The organism is Burkholderia territorii, assembly GCF_902833055.1.
In the GTDB taxonomy this organism is placed as follows: domain Bacteria; phylum Pseudomonadota; class Gammaproteobacteria; order Burkholderiales; family Burkholderiaceae; genus Burkholderia; species Burkholderia territorii.
Genome location: NZ_CADFEJ010000009.1, coordinates 118599 through 135341, shown reverse-complemented (window position 1 = coordinate 135341; position 16743 = coordinate 118599). Strand labels below are relative to the sequence as shown.

The 16743-nt window shown below is 69.3% G+C and carries 17 protein-coding genes; 11 read left to right on the top strand and 6 right to left on the bottom strand.

What is annotated here, in order from left to right:
• Positions 1–28 precede the first annotated feature (28 nt).
• From HW466_RS17845 to HW466_RS17815, 7 genes are all read left to right on the top strand, one after another.
• Positions 29–517: a hypothetical protein gene (locus HW466_RS17845; RefSeq protein ID WP_059504507.1), complete on the top strand. Its 489-nt coding sequence runs from the start codon at positions 29–31 to the stop codon at positions 515–517.
• Between the two features lie 5 nt (positions 518–522).
• Positions 523–1338 carry an endonuclease/exonuclease/phosphatase family protein gene (locus HW466_RS17840; RefSeq protein ID WP_059448471.1) on the top strand — a complete coding sequence of 272 codons (816 nt, stop codon included), beginning with the start codon at positions 523–525 and terminating at the stop codon, positions 1336–1338.
• A 435-nt stretch (positions 1339–1773) separates the two neighbouring features.
• Positions 1774–2544 (top strand): ferredoxin--NADP reductase, encoded by a 771-nt coding sequence (locus HW466_RS17835; protein ID WP_059448470.1) that lies wholly within the window; start codon positions 1774–1776, stop codon positions 2542–2544.
• 415 nt (positions 2545–2959) lie between these two features.
• Positions 2960–3775: a quorum system sensor histidine kinase RqpS gene (gene rqpS / locus HW466_RS17830; protein ID WP_059504505.1), complete on the top strand. Its 816-nt coding sequence runs from the start codon at positions 2960–2962 to the stop codon at positions 3773–3775.
• 7 nt (positions 3776–3782) lie between these two features.
• Positions 3783–4439, top strand: coding sequence for a response regulator transcription factor RqpR (rqpR, locus tag HW466_RS17825; protein WP_059448468.1), 657 nt, complete (start codon positions 3783–3785; stop codon positions 4437–4439).
• Between the two features lie 197 nt (positions 4440–4636).
• On the top strand, positions 4637–6043 hold the full coding sequence (bcaP, locus tag HW466_RS17820; protein ID WP_059798859.1) for a branched-chain amino acid transporter BcaP: 1407 nt from the start codon (positions 4637–4639) through the stop codon (positions 6041–6043).
• Positions 6044–6315: 272 nt separating this feature from the next.
• Positions 6316–7341: an XdhC family protein gene (locus HW466_RS17815; RefSeq protein ID WP_059448522.1), complete on the top strand. Its 1026-nt coding sequence runs from the start codon at positions 6316–6318 to the stop codon at positions 7339–7341.
• 81 nt (positions 7342–7422) lie between these two features.
• Here the strand turns inward: HW466_RS17815 and HW466_RS17810 are convergent, their stop codons facing one another.
• The 6 genes from HW466_RS17810 to fliE form a co-directional block, all read right to left on the bottom strand.
• Entirely contained in the window at positions 7423–8157 is a 735-nt protein-coding gene (locus HW466_RS17810; RefSeq protein ID WP_059504503.1) for a PepSY-associated TM helix domain-containing protein, read from the bottom strand.
• Between the two features lie 271 nt (positions 8158–8428).
• Positions 8429–8749 (bottom strand): EscU/YscU/HrcU family type III secretion system export apparatus switch protein, encoded by a 321-nt coding sequence (locus tag HW466_RS17805; protein WP_059448466.1) that lies wholly within the window; start codon positions 8747–8749, stop codon positions 8429–8431.
• On the bottom strand, positions 8746–10098 hold the full coding sequence (gene fliK, locus HW466_RS17800; protein WP_174905926.1) for a flagellar hook-length control protein FliK: 1353 nt from the start codon (positions 10096–10098) through the stop codon (positions 8746–8748). Before fliK ends, HW466_RS17805 begins: the two co-directional genes overlap by 4 nt.
• 75 nt (positions 10099–10173) lie before the next feature.
• Complete coding sequence (locus tag HW466_RS17795) at positions 10174–10506, bottom strand: flagellar protein FliT (protein ID WP_059448464.1); 333 nt, start codon at positions 10504–10506, stop codon at positions 10174–10176.
• Positions 10503–10937, bottom strand: coding sequence for a flagellar export chaperone FliS (gene fliS / locus HW466_RS17790; protein WP_059448463.1), 435 nt, complete (start codon positions 10935–10937; stop codon positions 10503–10505). The genes HW466_RS17795 and fliS overlap by 4 nt, the downstream gene beginning before the upstream one ends.
• Positions 10938–11163: 226 nt before the next feature.
• Complete coding sequence (gene fliE / locus HW466_RS17785; protein WP_059448462.1) at positions 11164–11508, bottom strand: flagellar hook-basal body complex protein FliE; 345 nt, start codon at positions 11506–11508, stop codon at positions 11164–11166.
• 250 nt (positions 11509–11758) lie between these two features.
• Here fliE and fliF point away from each other — a divergent pair, with 250 nt between their 5' ends.
• Genes fliF through fliI form a run of 4 tightly spaced genes read left to right on the top strand, consistent with a single transcriptional unit; the run spans position 11759 to position 16742 of the window.
• Positions 11759–13522 carry a flagellar basal-body MS-ring/collar protein FliF gene (fliF, locus tag HW466_RS17780; RefSeq protein ID WP_059504497.1) on the top strand — a complete coding sequence of 588 codons (1764 nt, stop codon included), beginning with the start codon at positions 11759–11761 and terminating at the stop codon, positions 13520–13522.
• On the top strand, positions 13512–14507 hold the full coding sequence (gene fliG, locus HW466_RS17775) for a flagellar motor switch protein FliG (protein WP_059448460.1): 996 nt from the start codon (positions 13512–13514) through the stop codon (positions 14505–14507). Before fliF ends, fliG begins: the two co-directional genes overlap by 11 nt.
• On the top strand, positions 14500–15183 hold the full coding sequence (fliH, locus tag HW466_RS17770) for a flagellar assembly protein FliH (protein WP_059448459.1): 684 nt from the start codon (positions 14500–14502) through the stop codon (positions 15181–15183). Before fliG ends, fliH begins: the two co-directional genes overlap by 8 nt.
• 38 nt (positions 15184–15221) lie before the next feature.
• Positions 15222–16742, top strand: coding sequence for a flagellar protein export ATPase FliI (gene fliI / locus HW466_RS17765; RefSeq protein ID WP_239006223.1), 1521 nt, complete (start codon positions 15222–15224; stop codon positions 16740–16742).
• Position 16743: the final 1 nt, after the last annotated feature.

Sequence of the window (16743 nt, the reverse complement as noted above, 5' to 3'; positions counted from 1 at the left end):
CGCTACCCCGCGTTTCCGGAGAAGTTTCATGCTGAAACACGGCCTGGCCGTCCTGCTCGCGAGCGCCGCGCTCGCGGCCCATGCGCAGAGCCCCGCACCGGCCGCCGTCGCATGGGAGATCCAGGTGGTGCGCGACGGTCAGACGATCGACACGTTCCAGCAACGCACCACCGTGGGTCAAACCCGTACCGACACGCATCGCTATCCGTCCGCCGTGCCCGTCGGCTGCGGCAATGCCGCGCGCGTCGTGCCGACCGAACGCTCGCGCTCGGTGACGGTCGCGCCGCTCACCGTCGACGACGCCGCGCACACGGTGTCGCTCGCACTCGACGTGCAGGAAACCCTCGACGACGAAAATGCGACGCGCAGCGATCCATGCCTGCCGGCGTCGCCGCGGCAGATCGTCGCGAGTCATCCGGGGCTCGCGGTCGGCGGCGACGCATGGACCGACTGGACGCTCGTCGAGCAGCACCCGCATCTCGTCTACCGCGTGCGCGCGCACGTCGCGAAGGACTGAACGCCATGTCCGCCGACGCCTTGTCCCTGCCGTTCGCCGAGCCGCACGCCGCACCCGACGAAATCACCGCGGTCAGCTGGAACCTGCACAAGGGCCGCTCGCCGCTCGGCTTCACCGCATGGAACGCGATGCGCAACTGGATGCAGTCCACGCACGCCGACGTGTATTTCCTGCAGGAAGCGATGGCGCGCCGCATGCCGCGCCCGATGCTCGCGCCCGGCTTCGGCGCGCCGATGGACGACGCGGTCGACGACGTGTGGCACTGCCAGGCCACCGAGATCGCGCAGGCGCTCGACTGGCAGATCGCGCTCGGGCCGAACGTGTTCAAGCCGTCGTGGCGGCACGGCAATGCGATCCTGTCGCCGCATCCGCTCGACCTGGGCGGCCGCTGGGACATCTCCGCGCACCGTTTCGAGCGGCGCGGGCTGCTGGTCGCGCGCGCGACGCTCGCCGGCGCGCGGCCCGTCACGCTGCTGTGCGCGCACCTCGCGCTCACGCGCGCGGCGCGGCTGCGCCAGATGCACTGGATCGCGCACTGGATCGTGCGCAACGCGGGCGACGACCCGCTCGTGCTCGCCGGCGACTTCAACGACTGGCGCAACGATTCGGTCGCGCTGTTCGGCGAGATCGGGCTGTCCGAGGTCGCGACGCTGCTCGGCCAGTCGGGCCGCACGTTCCCTGCGTTCTCCCCGGCGCTCGCGCTCGACAAGATGTTCGTGCGCGGGCTGACGCCGCTCGAATGGCAGGCGCCGTCCGGCGAAACCGCGTGGCTGTCGGACCACCTGCCGTATATCGCGCGGCTGCGCCTCGATCCGCAGTGACGCGGCAGCGCGGCCGCTCGATGCACGCGAGTGGCGGCTTGCCCGCTTCGCGCCGCTGCCCGCCACGAGTTGCCTGCCGATCCTGCCGCAAATCGCTGGCGTCTAACCCGTCGCGGCGATCGCGCCCGGCCCGAACGGCTTCATGATTTGGCAGCCGTCGCTCGCGGGCCGGCGCAGCTGCTGTGCGAAGCTCGCCGCCGATCGATGAAAGCATATTGCAAGGTTTCGTTGCGCCAAATCCGCGCGGCCGCTCGGGTCAAGCCCGCATCTGCCCCAAGCAGGGTAAAATAACCAGTTCGTCAATCGTCTGTCATCGAGAAGGCGCGTGTCCGACGCGCCGGCCGGCCGATCCGCGATCGGGCCGACGCACTCGTTTTTTTTGCCCGTTTTTGGGCCCGTTACACGCGTTAGCGACGCGCGTCCGTTTTCAAAGCCATGAGCAAATACGACACCGCCACCGTCCAATCCGTCCATCACTGGACCGACACGCTTTTCAGCTTCACCTGCACCCGTGAGCCGAGCCTGCGCTTCAACAACGGCGAATTCACGATGGTCGGCCTCGAAGTCGACGGCAAGCCGCTCGCGCGTGCCTACTCGATCGTCAGCCCGAACTACGAAGAGCACCTCGAATTCTTCAGCATCAAGGTCCAGAACGGCCCGCTGACGTCGCGCCTGCAGCACCTGAAGGTGGGCGACTCGGTGCTGATCGGCAAGAAGCCGACCGGCACGCTCGTCGTCGACAACCTGCTGCCGGGCAAGACGCTGTGGATGCTGTCGACCGGCACGGGCCTCGCGCCGTTCATGTCGATCATCCGCGACCCGGAGATCTACGATCGCTTCGACAAGGTCATCCTGACGCACACCTGCCGCCTGAAGGGCGAGCTGGCGTACATGGACTACATCAAGCACGACCTGCCGGGCCACGAATACCTCGGCGACATCATCAAGGAAAAGCTCGTCTACTACCCGACGGTCACGCGCGAGGCATTCGACAACGAGGGCCGGATCACCGACCTGATCGCGACGGGCAAGCTGTTCACGGATCTCGGCGTGCCGGCGTTCTCGCCGGAAAACGATCGCGTGATGCTGTGCGGCAGCACCGCGATGCTGAAGGACACGACGGATCTGCTGAAGCAGGCCGGCCTCGTCGAAGGCAAGAACAGCGCGCCGGGTCACTACGTGATCGAACGCGCGTTCGTGGACTGATCGAACCCCGAATTTGTGCCGCATCAAGAACCGGAGCAAAAGCTCCGGTTTTTTTTCGTCGCTACTTGGCGAATTCGTAACAAAGCACGATCATTCCATGTCAAATCGTTACATTTGGATACGCGCGACGCGGGCACTTTCGTGTCGGTATTTTTCCTACAACAGCTTCACTCCGATTATTCACATTTACCCTTAAATGTCCGCCTGACATGACCTTTTCAGAATTTTTGAGATATGATTCGGGCCGCGTGGTCGCCGTTCCAAAGGTCATCGAAGGGTCGGAGTCAAACGTTACAAGATGTAACTTTTGTTACCCGGACATGGGGCGATTCTCTGGCAGCGACCGTCATCGAAACGGCAGCCGGGCCACGCAGCCAGCCGGTGTCTGAACCGCTTTCTGACAGCAGGGAGAGTCATGGATACGTTGCTCAACGCGCCTACCGGCGCTCATGCCCCGTTCCCTTCGCAGCCGCTCTTACACGGCTGCAACGCAGCCGCACCCACGGCCGAAGCCCTCCCCGAACGCGACACGTCCGCCGCCCGGATCGCGGCGCTGTCCCTCCAGCTGATGGCCGCCGACGAAGCAGCCCGCCGCCATCTCGCCGGCGAACTGCATGACGGGCTCGGCGCCGAACTCACCGCCGCCCGCTTCGCACTCGCAAACGTTCAAACGTGGCTGCCGGCCGATGCGCCGGACGGCTGCCTGCGCGCGCTCGAGCTGGCGCAGCAGGCGCTCGACTCCGCCACCGATGCCAACCGCCGCCTGATCGACGAGCGCGACACGCCGGCGCTCGACGGCGGCGTGGTCGGCGCGCTGTCGGCGTGGGTCGACAGCCACACCGCCCGCACCGGCCTGCGCACGAGCTTCGTCTGCGCGGCCGACGCGCGGCTCACGCAACTCGGCGGCGCCGGTGCGCTCGCGATCTTCCGCGTCGCGCAGGAAGCGCTGTCGAACGTCGCGAAGCATGCGCGCGCGACGTCCGTCGACGTGCGGATCGACACCGACGACTCGCATATGTCCCTGATCGTCACCGACGATGGGACCGGTTTCCGTCATGACCGGCGCGCCGGCTACGGCCTCGCCGGGATGCGAGCACGCTGCGAGGCATTCGGCGGCAGCTTCGACGCGAGCGCAGCACAAGCCGGCCGCGGCACGCGCGTCACCGCGCGCTTCGCGTGGGACTCGCTGTTCGCGGTGCCGGCGGCCGGGCGCCGCGCGTCGCACTCGTGAGGCCGTCATGAGCCTGAACATCCTGCTCGTGGACGATCACGCAATCGTCCGTCAAGGGATCCGCCACCTGCTGATCGACCGCGGCATCGCGCGCAACGTGACCGAAGCCGAGACCGGCAGCGACGCCGTGGCCGCCGTCGAACGCGAGGCCTTCGACGTGATCCTGCTGGACATCTCGTTGCCGGACACGAACGGCATCGAGGTGCTCAAGCGCATCAAGCGCAAGCTGCCGGGCGCGCCGGTGCTGATGTTCTCGATGTATCGCGAGGACCAGTACGCGGTGCGCGCGCTCAAGGCCGGCGCGGCCGGCTACCTGTCGAAGACGGTGAACGCCGCGCAGATGATCGGCGCGATCCAGCAGGTCGCGGCCGGCCGCAAGTACGTGAGCCCGGCGATGGCCGAGGCGCTCGCCGAATACGTGTCGTTCGAGAACGAGCCGCTGCCGCACGAGAAGCTGTCCGACCGCGAATACCAGACGCTCTGCATGCTCGCGTCGGGCAAGCGCCTCACCGACATCGCGAACACGCTGTCGCTGTCGGTGAAGACGGTCAGCGTGTATCGCTCGCGGCTGCTCGAGAAGATGCGGCTGTCGAACAACGCGGAACTGACGTTCTACGTGATGAGCAACCGGCTCGTCGACATGGCGCCCGCGTCGGGCGCCTGATTCATCGTCGTCGCGGCGCCGGCCGGCTGCACGCCGTGCCCGGCGCGCGGAACGCCGCCTACAAGCGCTTGTTTTATCGGACGATTCCCGCGCGCACCGCTGCGCCGCAGCGGGCCTTCCACGCCAAATCGGCTAAAATTGCGGGTTTTCACTCACTCGGCGGCGCCGGCCTCGCGCGCGCCGGACACTCATCCGCAATGTCCCTCTTCCGCAAGAAAAACGTCGATCGCATGATCGCCGGCGCGCACGGCGCCGGGCTCAAGAAAGCGCTCGGCGCAATCGACCTCACCTTCCTCGGCATCGGCGCGATCATCGGCACCGGCATCTTCGTGCTGACCGGCACGGGCGCCGTGCAGGCCGGCCCCGCGCTGATGCTGTCGTTCGTGATCGCCGCGATCGCGTGCGGTCTCGCGGCGCTGTCGTACGCGGAATTCGCTTCGACGATTCCGGTCGCGGGCTCGATCTACACGTACTCGTACGCGACGCTCGGCGAGCTCGTCGCGTGGATCATCGGCTGGGACCTGATGCTCGAATACGGCCTCGCGGCCTCGGCCGTGTCGGTCGGCTGGTCGGGCTACCTGCAGTCGCTGCTGCAGGGCTTCGGGCTCACGCTGCCGACCGTGCTGACGGCCGCGCCCGGCGCGGTTCCGGGCGTCGTCACGTGGTTCAACCTGCCGGCGTTCCTCGTGATGCTGGTGATCACGACGCTGCTGTCGATCGGCATCCGCGAGTCGACCCGCATCAACAACATCATGGTGTTCATCAAGGTGTCGGTCGTGCTGCTCGTGATCGCGGTCGGCATCTTCCACGTCACGCCGGCGAACTGGCAGCCGTTCATGCCGCACGGCTGGAACGGCGTGTTCGGCGCGGCGGCCGTGATGTTCTTCGCGTTCATCGGCTTCGACGCGGTATCGTCGGCGGCCGAGGAAGTGAAGAATCCGAAGCGCGACCTGCCGATCGGCATCATCGCGTCGCTCGCGGTGTGCGCGGTGCTGTACGTGACGGTCGCGGCGGTCGCGACCGGCATCGTGCCGTCGGCGCAATACGCGAACGTGTCCCACCCGATCTCGTATGCGCTGCAGATCGCCGGCGAGAAGTGGGTCGCCGGCTTCATCGATCTCGGCGCGGTGCTCGGCATGCTGACCGTGATCCTCGTGATGAGCTACGGCCAGACGCGCATCATCTTCGCGATGTCGCGCGACGGGCTGCTGCCGGCGGCGCTGTCGCGCGTGCATCCGCGCTACGCGACGCCGTTCCTGACGACCTGGCTCGTCGGCCTGTTCTTCGGGCTGATCGCCGCGCTCGTGCCGCTGAACGTGCTCGCCGAGCTGATCAACATCGGCACGCTCGCCGCATTCTCGATGGTGTCGATCGCGGTGCTGGTGCTGCGCCGCACGCACCCTGAACTGCCGCGCGCATTCCGCTGCCCGGGCGTGCCGGTGGTGCCGATCCTCGCGGTCGGCGCGTGCCTGTTCCTGATGCTGAACCTGCAGCCCGTCACCTGGGCCGCGTTCGGCATCTGGCTCGTGATCGGCCTCGTGATCTACTTCCTGTATTCGCGCCATCACTCGAAGCTCGCGCACGGTCGGCACGACGCGCATTGACCGCCGCCGCTGCGCGCGCCCCCGCGCGCAGCGGCACGATACCTCCCTCCCCCGACCGAACCGGTCCGGCCATCGCCCCCCTCGTGCGGCGCACGCCACGCGCCGCCGCGCTCCGCACGCACGCGATCGCTGCCCGATCGTCGTGATTTCTTGCCCGATCGTCCGGATTTGCCCGGGCGGGCTGCACGCTGCCAGCGCGTGCGCGCCGGGCGGTTCATAATCCGGCCATCGAACGACGGCCCGGCGGGCCGTCCGGCAACAGGGACAAGATGATGGAAAGCGTCGATCTCGATGTACTGAAATCCAGCGCGCGCTGGCTCGAAGAAGGGCGCCGCGTGCTGCTCGTGACGGTCGTGAAGACGTGGGGGTCGTCGCCCCGCCCCGAGGGCGCGATGCTCGCGGTGCGCGAGGACGGCCTCGTGGTCGGCTCCGTGTCCGGCGGCTGCATCGAGGACGACCTGATCGCCCGCGTGCATGCGAGCGGGATCGCGGCGGATGCACGCCCGGAAGCCGTCAAGTACGGCGTGACGGCCGAAGAGGCGCACCGCTTCGGGCTGCCGTGCGGCGGCACGATCCAGCTCGTGCTGGAGCCGCTCACGCGCGACAGCGGGATCGCCGCGCTGTGCGCGCAAGTCGAAGCCGGCCGCCTCGTCACGCGCACGATGACGCTCGCGACCGGCCGCGCGTCGCTGTCGCCCGCGCAGGCGACCGACGGGCTCGCGTTCGACGGCGAGCGGCTCGTGACGATCCACGGGCCGCGCTACCGGATGCTCGTGATCGGCGCGGGGCAGTTGTCGCGCTATCTGTGCCAGATCGCGGTCGGGCTCGATTATCAGGTGACGGTCTGCGATCCGCGCGAGGAGTACACGGATGCGTGGGACGTGGCGGGCACGCGCGTCGTGCATACGATGCCCGACGACACGGTGCTCGACATGAAGCTCGACGCGCGTTCGGCCGTGATCGCGCTCACGCACGACCCGAAGCTCGACGATCTCGCGCTGATGGAGGCGCTGAAGACGCCCGCGTTCTACGTCGGCGCGCTCGGCTCGCGGCGCAACAACGCCGCCCGGCGCGAGCGGCTGCTCGAATTCGATCTGAGCGAGGCGGAACTGGCACGGCTGCACGGGCCGGCCGGCATCTACATCGGCAGCCGCACGCCGCCGGAAATCGCGATCTCGATCCTCGCCGAGGTCACGGCCGCGAAAAACAACGTATCGCTGCCGACGATCCTGCAGGTCGAGGGCGCGAAGGCCGCGCGCGAGATCGCGGCAAACAGCGGCGCGACCTGCGGCCTCTGAGGCCGCTCGCCGGCGCGGCGCCCGGCCGCGCCGCAGGGCCGTCATGCGCCGACGGGAAACCGGCGCGCGTCGATGGCCGAATCAGGCGAGACCCGCGGCAAGCGCCGCCGCGACGGAGCCGGCCACGAGCACGACGCCGACCGTGCGGCGCTTGTTCAGCTCCGTCCACAGCAGCACGCCCGTCAGCGACAACAGGATCAGCGAACCCGCGATCGTGTCCATCAGCAGTACCCAGCCGAGATTCATGCCGACACCGCGATGCAGGTTGTTCAGCGTGGTCAGGAACGTATTGCCGGTACGCTTGACCGATACGTAGCCGTTCCCCACCCAGTATTCCGCCTGCAGGTTCTGGTGCGGACCGAACAGGCCCATCTGCCAGTGCTCCGGTTGCATCACGCGCTTGTCGCCCCAGGCGACGGGCTGCGCGGGCTCCTTGCGCACGCGGCCCGGCCGGCCGTCGAAGTGGAGTTCACGTTGCAGCCACTTCGTCATCGCGGCCGGCGACTTCGGCGCCGGGTCCGGCAACGCGATCTGCAACTGCTCGACCTGCGGCTCGCCGGTCGGGATCTTCAGCGGCGGTGCACGATGGTTGAGCAGCACGCCCGTCACGCCGAACAGCAGCCCGAGCACCGCGCCCCAGAGCCCGACCCAGCCATGCACCTTGCGCAGCCATTTGATGAAGGTCGCGCGACGCGAGCGCTGGCGGCGCGCCGCCAGTTCGGCATCGCTCAGGGGCCGTGCGGCCGGATGCAGCACGGTGACGCCCGCAGGGGGCCTGCCCGCCTGCGGCGGGGCGATCGTGTCGGGCGCGTTCACGCGAGAGTATCCATTCGGTCAAAGCAACGGGCGGCGCACGGAAAACGTGCACCGCCCGGGTAACATGAAAATGAGAATGGATATCATTACACAAATGGAGCGACGGCTCAATCTGCTGCTGTGCGGCTGGCGACACACGAAAATTCATCGGTAGCCGACATAGCGCGCAAATTGCACGTCGATCCCGGCGGATAGAAGAGAAATGCCGTCCAAATGACCGCGGAAGGCCGAAACTGCATTTCGCAGGAGAAACCGGGGCGCCGACGAACGATCAGCGGCGCAGCGGCGGCAGCGGAAAGCGCGGCGCGGCGTCATCCGGCCCGGGTTCGGTCCGATCGAGCGCGTACAGCCACGCCAGCAGATCCGCGACGGCCTGGTAAAGCTGCGGCGGAATCCGGTCGTCGAGATCGACCTGCATCAGCAGCGACACCATCTCCGGCGCGGTATGCACGTACAGCCCGGCATCGCGCGCACGCGCGACGATCATCTCGGCGAGCAGGCCGTAGCCCTTCGCCACCACGCGCGGCGCGGTGTCGCCGCCCTTCGGATCGTAGACCAGCGCGGCCGCGCGCTTGCGGGACGTCATGCTCATTCCGGCACCTCGCCGTCGGCGCCCGGCGTGCTGCCGCCGGTCGCGCTGCGCGCATATGCTGCGGCGGCCGCCTGCGCGACGAGCGCATCGAAGCCGTCCGGTTCGTCGCCGACCGCACGGATCGACAGTCCGCCGAGCTGCAGCCCCGATCCCTCGAACCGCTGCCGCAGCGCGGCCTCGTTCCGCGTGAGCCGGTCCGCGCCGGCCGAATTCGCGCGCAGCCGCGCGACCAGCTGCGCGCCGTTCAGCACCAGCTCCGCGTCGACCGTGCCGAGCGACGGCAACGTGAGCGTCAGCCGCGTGCGCCACGCAATCCCGTACCCGGTGTCGTCTGCGCCGCGCGACGCGTGTCCGCCCGGATCGTCGGGCTCGATCGTCCAGTCGAGCCGTGCGCCCGGCCATGCCTCGCCCGCCCAGCGAAACTGGTCGGTCGCGAGCGCATCGAGCTGCTGCCGGACAATCGGCACGGCGGCAGGATGCACGGGAGCCGGTGTCGGCGGATCGGCCGACGCGGCGGCCAGTTCGGCGCGCGCGGGCGTCCAGCGCGCGTCGGGGCGCTCGCCGAGCGGGTCGGTCGTCGCGGTCGCGGTCGTCGCCGCGCCTTGCCGAGCGGCGGCAGCCGCGTTCTGTGCAAGCTCGCGCGGCACCGCACCGCCCGATGCGGGCACGCCCGGCTGCGTGGCCGTTCGCGCCGCCGTCGGCAGCGGCAGGCGCTGCGCGAGCAGTTCGTCGAGCACGTCGGGCGCCTCGTGCTGCGCGGCATCCGGGGCGGGCTGTACCGGCGCGGTCGTGAGGCGCGCCTGCGGCTCGCGCATCAACGCCGCGAGCGGGCGCTGGCCGGCCAGCCACTGCGCGAGATGGGATTCGTAAAACAAACCGCTTTCGCTCACGGCCTGCGCGAGCGCCGCACGCAGCGCCGCGACAGGCGATGCGGCCGCCGCATCGCGCGCGGCTGCGACGTCTGGCGCGGGAGCGGCGGCCGAAGGCATGGCGGCGGATGCAGCCGGACCTGCGGCCGGCTGCCCGTCGGGCGGCACGGCCGCCGCCGTGCCCAATAGCACGGCAGGATCGGCCAGCAGCGGCGTGCGCCCGGCGATCACGGGCGTCGCGACACCGCCCGAGCGGGAGATCGCGTCGAGCACGAGCGCGACATCGGACAGCGCGGTCTGCGCGGACGCCGGCGGCGGCGCCGGCGCGGCCCCTGGCGAAGACGACGACGGCGCGCCGGTGCCCGGCGTGCCGACCTGCACGGCCGCGCCGCCGCCGGCGGGCGCCGTCACGGGGCCGGTCAGCAGGCTGTCGAGGCGACTCGCCAGCAAGGCGGCCGCAACGGAGTCGATACCGGTCATGATCGGAGCCTGCTCACCTCAGCCACATCGTTGCAAATCCGGGCACGCGGCAACCGCCGCCCCGGCAAACGGGCACTACCCGCGAGCGCGGTAGAGATCGGTCAATACCTGGGTGGAGCGCCGCGCGTCGAACAGCGCGGACAGCCGCGCGACGTCCGGGCTCGCGAGATCGCGGATCGCGGCGTCGTCGGCAAGGATGCGGCGGATCAGCCCGAGCTTGCGGCCGAGATCCGCCTGGTCGAGCGCGACGCCCGGATCGGCCTCCTTCAGCCCGTCGACGAGACGCAGGAATTCGGCCTGCAACTCCGGCAGCGCGCTCCAGTCCGCGCCGCGCGCCGCGGACAGCATGCGGCCGGACACGGCCGCGAGCGCCTCGTAGCGAGCGAAGTATTCGGCCTTGAGATTCATCGTGCCGCGCCCGCCGCCTGTTGCGCGGTCATGCGCGCGACTTCGGGCGCGATGCCCGTCCACGCTTCCTCGAGCGTCGCGAGCAACCCGTCGACCTCGACCAGCATCGCGTCGCTCGCGTGCATGTTGGCTTCCAGCAGGCGACGGCCGATATACGCGTACAACGCATCGAGGCGCCCGGCGATCTGGCCGCCCGCGTCGTGGTTCAGCGACGCCTGAAGGCCGCTCTCGACGATCCCGATCGCCTTGCCGATCGCTTCGCCGCGTGCGGGCACGTTGCCTTGCTGCAGGTGCATGCGCGCAAGCGCGATCGCCTGGCGCGCGCCCTGGTACAGCATCGCGATCAGCCGGTGCGGGGAGGCGCCCATCACCCCCGTCTCGACGCCGACACGCGCGTACGCACTGGCTCCAGCGTGTCCTGGGGAAAACATGCGCTTCTCCTTGTGATGCGTTGGCTATGCGGTAGCCGCCGCCCTGCTATGCACGACGCGGCCTTGTTCCAGAGTTATCGGAAGGGAATTGAAAAGCTTTAGGTGCACGGGCCGCCGGGTGGGCGAGCCCGGGGGCGGGTCGCCGGCGGGGGTCCCGGGTGGTCCGTCGCCGGTTGGCCGTCCCCGGATGCCCGTCCCCGGATGCCCGTCGCCGGTGGCCGTCCCATCAAACCGACATCTGCATGATGTCGTTGTATGCGCTCACGAGCTTGTTGCGGACCTGCAGCCCGAACTGGAAACCGATGTTGGCCTTCTGCATGTCGACCATCACGTCGTTCAGCGACACGTTCGCCGCGCCGACCTCGAACGCCTGCGCCTCGCCGAGCGCGTGCTTCTGGTCGCCGCTGATCTTGTCGAGCGACGCCTTCATCGCGCTCGCGAACGTGCCGGCCGTCGCCGCGCCCGAACCGGCGAGCGCCGCCGTCGGGCTCGCGACCCCGCCGCTCGCCTGCGCGGCCATCGCCTGCATCTGTTGCAACACCGAACCGATTCCGCTGACGTTGGCAGCCATGCTGTCCCCAGACATATGAGAGAAGAAACCCGGACGCACCGGCCGGTCAGGCGGCGCCGCACGACGCGCACCATGCCGGATCGCGAAAAAGGATAGCAGCGCGGCGCGCGCCAAAGCCGCGAAAGTACGGGGGAAACCCCGCTCTTTTCGGTCGATCGGAGTCGGGCCCGGGTCCCGATAATCGCATCGTGTCATTGTCCGTCCGCTCGTCCGAGCGGCTCAGTCGTCCCGCTCCGGAGAAATTCCACGCATGGATTCGCAGGCCAACTCGCTGATCAACCCCGACGCCCGCGCGGGCCTCGCCAGCCCGGTGCCAGGCGCCACCGCGGCCGCCGCGTTGCCGGGAGCAGGCGGCGCCGGCGCGGACTTCGGGTTCGGCGGCTTCGCGGAACGCATCCCCGGCATCACGCGGATGAAGGGCAACCCGAAGCTGCCGTTCGTGATCGCCGTCGCGCTCGCCATCGCCGCGATCACCGCGCTCGTGCTGTGGAGCCGCGCGCCCGACTATCGCGTGCTGTACAGCAACCTGTCGGACCGCGACGGCGGCGCGATCATTACCGCGCTCCAGCAGGCAAACGTTCCATACAAGTTCGCCGACGCCGGCGGCGCGATCCTCGTGCCGTCGAACCAAGTGCACGAAACGCGCCTGAAGCTCGCCGCGATGGGCCTGCCCAAGGGCGGCTCGGTCGGCTTCGAGCTGATGGACAACCAGAAATTCGGCATCAGCCAGTTCGCCGAGCAGGTGAACTACCAGCGCGCGCTCGAAGGCGAGCTGCAACGCACGATCGAATCGATCAACGCCGTGAAGACGGCGCGCGTGCATCTCGCGATCCCGAAGCCGTCGGTGTTCGTGCGCGACAAGGAAGCGCCGAGCGCGTCGGTGTTCGTCGACCTCTATCCGGGCCGCGTGCTCGACGAGGGCCAGGTCCAGGCGATCACGCGGATGGTGTCGTCGGGCGTGCCCGACATGCCGGCCAAGAACGTGACGATCGTCGACCAGGACGGCAACCTGCTGACGCAGACCGCGTCGGCCACCGGCCTCGACGCGAGCCAGCTCAAGTACGTGCAGCAGGTCGAGCACAACACGCAAAAGCGCATCGACGCGATCCTCGCGCCGATCTTCGGCGCCGGCAACGCGCGCTCGCAGGTCAGCGCGGACATCGATTTCTCGAAGCTCGAGCAGACTTCGGAAAGCTACGGCCCGAACGGCACGCCGCAGCAGGCCGCGATCCGCAGCCAGCAGACCAGCACCGCGACCGAACTCGCGCAGGGCGGCGCCTCGGGCGTGCCGGGTGCGCTGTCGAACACCCCGCCGCAGCCGGCTTCGGCGCCGATCGTCGCGGGCAACGGCCAGAACGGCCCGCAGTCGACGCCCGTCAGCGACCGCAAGGACCAGACGACCAATTACGAGCTCGACAAGACGATCCGCCACGTCGAGCAGCCGATGGGCAACGTGAAGCGGCTGTCGGTCGCCGTCGTCGTGAACTACCAGCCGGTCGCCGACGCGAAGGGCCACGTGACGATGCAACCGCTGCCGCCCGCGAAGCTCGCGCAGATCGAGCAGCTCGTGAAGGACGCGATGGGCTACGACGAGAAGCGCGGCGACTCGGTCAACGTCGTGAACAGCGCGTTCTCGACCGTCGGCGATCCGTACGCCGACCTGCCGTGGTGGCGCCAGCCCGACATGATCGCGATGGCGAAGGAAGCCGCGAAGTGGCTCGGCATCGCGGCGGCCGCGGCGGCGCTCTATTTCATGTTCGTGCGCCCGGCGATGCGCCGCGCGTTCCCGCCGCCCGAGCCGGCCGCGCCGGCACTCGCGGCGCCGGAGGATCCGGTCGCGCTCGACGGCCTGCCCGCGCTGGAACAGGCGGACGAGCCCGATCCGCTGCTGCTCGGCTTCGAGAACGAAAAGAACCGCTACGAACGCAACCTCGACTACGCGCGCACGATCGCCCGCCAGGATCCGAAGATCGTCGCCACCGTCGTGAAGAACTGGGTGTCCGATGAACGCTGAAGGCCTGACCAAGAGCGCGCTGCTGCTGATGTCGATCGGCGAGGAAGAGGCCGCTGAAGTATTCAAGTTCCTCGCGCCGCGCGAGGTGCAGAAGATCGGCGCCGCGATGGCCGCGCTGAAGAACGTCACGCGCGAGCAGGTCGAGGAGGTGCTGCAGGAGTTCGCGAAGGAAGCGGAGCAGCACACCGCGCTGTCGCTCGACTCGAGCGAATACATCCGCTCGGTGCTGACCAAGGCGCTCGGCGAGGACAAGGCCGGCGTGCTGATCGACCGGATCCTGCAGGGCAGCGACACGAGCGGCATCGAGGGCCTGAAGTGGATGGACTCGGGCGCCGTGGCCGAACTGATCAAGAACGAGCATCCGCAGATCATCGCGACGATCCTCGTGCACCTCGACCGCGACCAGGCGTCCGAGATCGCATCGTGCTTCACCGAGCGGCTGCGCAACGACGTGATGCTGCGGATCGCGACGCTCGACGGCATCCAGCCGGCCGCGCTGCGCGAGCTCGACGACGTGCTGACCGGCCTGCTGTCCGGCAGCGACAACCTGAAGCGCAGCCCGATGGGCGGCATCCGCACCGCCGCCGAGATCCTGAACTTCATGACGAGCAATCACGAGGAAGGCGTGCTCGAAAGCGTGCGCCAGTACGACGCCGACCTCGCGCAGAAGATCGTCGACCAGATGTTCGTGTTCGAGAACCTGCTCGACCTCGAGGATCGCGCGATCCAGATGGTGCTCAAGGAAGTCGAGTCGGAGACGCTGATCATCGCGCTGAAGGGCGCGCCGCCCGCGCTGCGCCAGAAATTCCTCGCGAACATGTCGCAACGCGCGGCCGAGTTGCTCGCCGAGGATCTCGACGCGCGCGGCCCGGTGCGCGTGTCCGAAGTCGAGACGCAGCAGCGCCGCATCCTGCAGATCGTGCGCAACCTCGCCGAGAGCGGTCAGATCGTGATCGGCGGCAAGGCGGAAGACGCATATGTCTGATTCCGCGCGCGACCGCGCCGGTACCCTCACCGCGTACCAGCGGTGGGAGATGGCGTCGTTCGATCCGCCGCCGCCCCCGCCGCCGCCCGACGACGCGGCCGCGGCCGCCGCCGCGCTCGCCGAGGAACTGCAGCGCGTGCGCGATGCCGCGCATGCCGAAGGCCATGCGGCCGGTCACGTCGAAGGCCAGGCGCTGGGTTACCAGGCCGGTTTCGAGCAAGGCCGCGAGCAAGGCTTCGAGGCCGGCCGGGCCGAAGCCCGCGAACAGGCCGCGCAACTCGCGGCGCTTGCCGCGTCGTTCCGCGAAGCCGTGTCGAACGCCGAGCACGACCTCGCGTCCGAGCTCGCGCAGCTCGCGCTCGACATCGCCCAGCAGGTCGTGCGCCAGCACGTGAAGCACGATCCCGCCGCGCTCGTCGCGGCCGTGCGCGACGTGCTCGCCGCCGAACCGGCGTTGTCCGGCGCGCCGCATCTCGCGGTGAATCCGGCCGACCTGCCCGTCGTCGAGGCGTATCTGCAGGACGATCTCGACAAGCTCGGCTGGAACGTGCGCACCGACGCGTCGATCGAGCGCGGCGGCTGCCGCGCGCACGCCGCGACGGGCGAAGTCGACGCGACGCTGCCCACCCGCTGGCAGCGCGTCGCCGCCGCGATCGGCAAGGTGAGCGCGTGGTGACGCCCGCGCCGACGCCCGAATCGATCCTGCACGACGGCATGACGCCGCTCGAGCGCGAGCTCGCGCTCGCGTCGTTCGGCCCCGAGACTACGCACGGCTTCGCGCATGACGCGCCGGCGCACGCGGCGCACGCGGCGCACGCGGCGGATCCCGCGGCCGACACGCCGCGCGCGCCGCACAATCCGCATCTCGCGCACTGGCGCACGCATCTGAACGGGCTCTCCGCCCGCAGCCATCGCGCGCTGCCGCTGCGGCCGTGCGGGCGCCTGACGCGCGCCGCGGGTCTCGTGCTCGAGGCGATCGGCCTGCGCCTGTCGGTCGGTGCCGAATGCACGATCGAATTGCCGCCCGGCAGCACGCTGCCGCATGCGGAAGCGGAAGTCGTCGGGTTCTCCGGCGATCGCCTGTTCCTGATGCCGACCACCGACGTCGCGGGCGTGCTGCCCGGCGCACGCGTGTGGCCGCTGGAGGCCGCACCGGTCGCCGATCCGCTCGCGGGCGCAAAGCGGCTGCCGGTCGGCTGGGAAATGCTCGGGCGCGTCGTCGATGCATCGGGCCGCCCGCTCGACGGCCTCGGCCCGCTCGCGTCGAAAGTTGACGCGCCGCTGTCGGCGCCGTCGATCAACCCGCTCGATCGCGAGCCGATCCACCACGTGCTCGACGTCGGCGTGCGCGCGATCAACGCGCTGCTCACCGTCGGCCGCGGGCAGCGGATGGGCCTGTTCGCCGGCTCCGGCGTCGGCAAGTCGGTGCTGCTCGGCACGATGGCGCGCTACACCAGCGCGGAAGTGATCGTGATCGGACTGATCGGCGAACGCGGCCGCGAAGTGAAGGAATTCATCGAACAGATCCTGGGCGAGGACGGGCTCGCGCGCTCGGTCGTCGTCGCGGCACCGGCCGACGTGTCGCCGCTGCTGCGCATGCAGGGCGCCGCGTACGCGACGTCGCTCGCCGAGTATTTCCGCGACCAGGGCAAGCATGTGCTGCTGCTGATGGATTCGCTCACGCGCTACGCGATGGCGCAGCGCGAGATCGCGCTCGCGATCGGCGAGCCGCCCGCGACCAAAGGCTATCCGCCGTCGGTGTTCGCGAAGCTGCCCGCGCTCGTCGAGCGCACCGGCAACGGGCCCGAAGGCGGCGGCTCGATCACCGCGTTCTACACGGTGCTGACCGAAGGCGACGACCAGCAGGACCCGATCGCCGACTCGGCGCGCGCGATCCTCGACGGCCACATCGTGCTGTCGCGCGCGCTCGCCGAAGCCGGCCACTATCCGGCGATCGACATCGAGGCGTCGATCAGCCGCGCGATGACCGCGCTGATCGACGACACGCATCTCGACCGCGTGCGGCAGTTCAAGCAGATGCTGTCGCGCTACCAGCGCAATCGCGACCTGATCGCGGTCGGCGCGTACGCGCCCGGTCGCGACGCGCAGCTCGACCGCGCGATTGCGCTCTACCCGCGCATCGAATCGTTCCTGCAGCAGGGCTTTCGCGAATGCGCGCCGTTCGCGTCGAGCCTCAACGCGCTCGATGCGCTGTTCGACGTACACGGAGGCTGAC

Coding starts and splice junctions, on each gene's coding strand:
- HW466_RS17845 (WP_059504507.1), top strand. CDS start 29: ATGCTGAAACACGGCCTGGCCGTCCTGCTCGCGAGCGCCGCGCTCGCG.
- HW466_RS17840 (WP_059448471.1), top strand. CDS start 523: ATGTCCGCCGACGCCTTGTCCCTGCCGTTCGCCGAGCCGCACGCCGCA.
- HW466_RS17835 (WP_059448470.1), top strand. CDS start 1,774: ATGAGCAAATACGACACCGCCACCGTCCAATCCGTCCATCACTGGACC.
- rqpS (WP_059504505.1), top strand. CDS start 2,960: ATGGATACGTTGCTCAACGCGCCTACCGGCGCTCATGCCCCGTTCCCT.
- rqpR (WP_059448468.1), top strand. CDS start 3,783: ATGAGCCTGAACATCCTGCTCGTGGACGATCACGCAATCGTCCGTCAA.
- bcaP (WP_059798859.1), top strand. CDS start 4,637: ATGTCCCTCTTCCGCAAGAAAAACGTCGATCGCATGATCGCCGGCGCG.
- HW466_RS17815 (WP_059448522.1), top strand. CDS start 6,316: ATGGAAAGCGTCGATCTCGATGTACTGAAATCCAGCGCGCGCTGGCTC.
- HW466_RS17805 (WP_059448466.1), bottom strand. CDS start 8,749: ATGAGCATGACGTCCCGCAAGCGCGCGGCCGCGCTGGTCTACGATCCG.
- fliK (WP_174905926.1), bottom strand. CDS start 10,098: ATGACCGGTATCGACTCCGTTGCGGCCGCCTTGCTGGCGAGTCGCCTC.
- HW466_RS17795 (WP_059448464.1), bottom strand. CDS start 10,506: ATGAATCTCAAGGCCGAATACTTCGCTCGCTACGAGGCGCTCGCGGCC.
- fliS (WP_059448463.1), bottom strand. CDS start 10,937: ATGTTTTCCCCAGGACACGCTGGAGCCAGTGCGTACGCGCGTGTCGGC.
- fliE (WP_059448462.1), bottom strand. CDS start 11,508: ATGGCTGCCAACGTCAGCGGAATCGGTTCGGTGTTGCAACAGATGCAG.
- fliF (WP_059504497.1), top strand. CDS start 11,759: ATGGATTCGCAGGCCAACTCGCTGATCAACCCCGACGCCCGCGCGGGC.
- fliG (WP_059448460.1), top strand. CDS start 13,512: ATGAACGCTGAAGGCCTGACCAAGAGCGCGCTGCTGCTGATGTCGATC.
- fliH (WP_059448459.1), top strand. CDS start 14,500: ATGTCTGATTCCGCGCGCGACCGCGCCGGTACCCTCACCGCGTACCAG.
- fliI (WP_239006223.1), top strand. CDS start 15,222: ATGACGCCGCTCGAGCGCGAGCTCGCGCTCGCGTCGTTCGGCCCCGAG.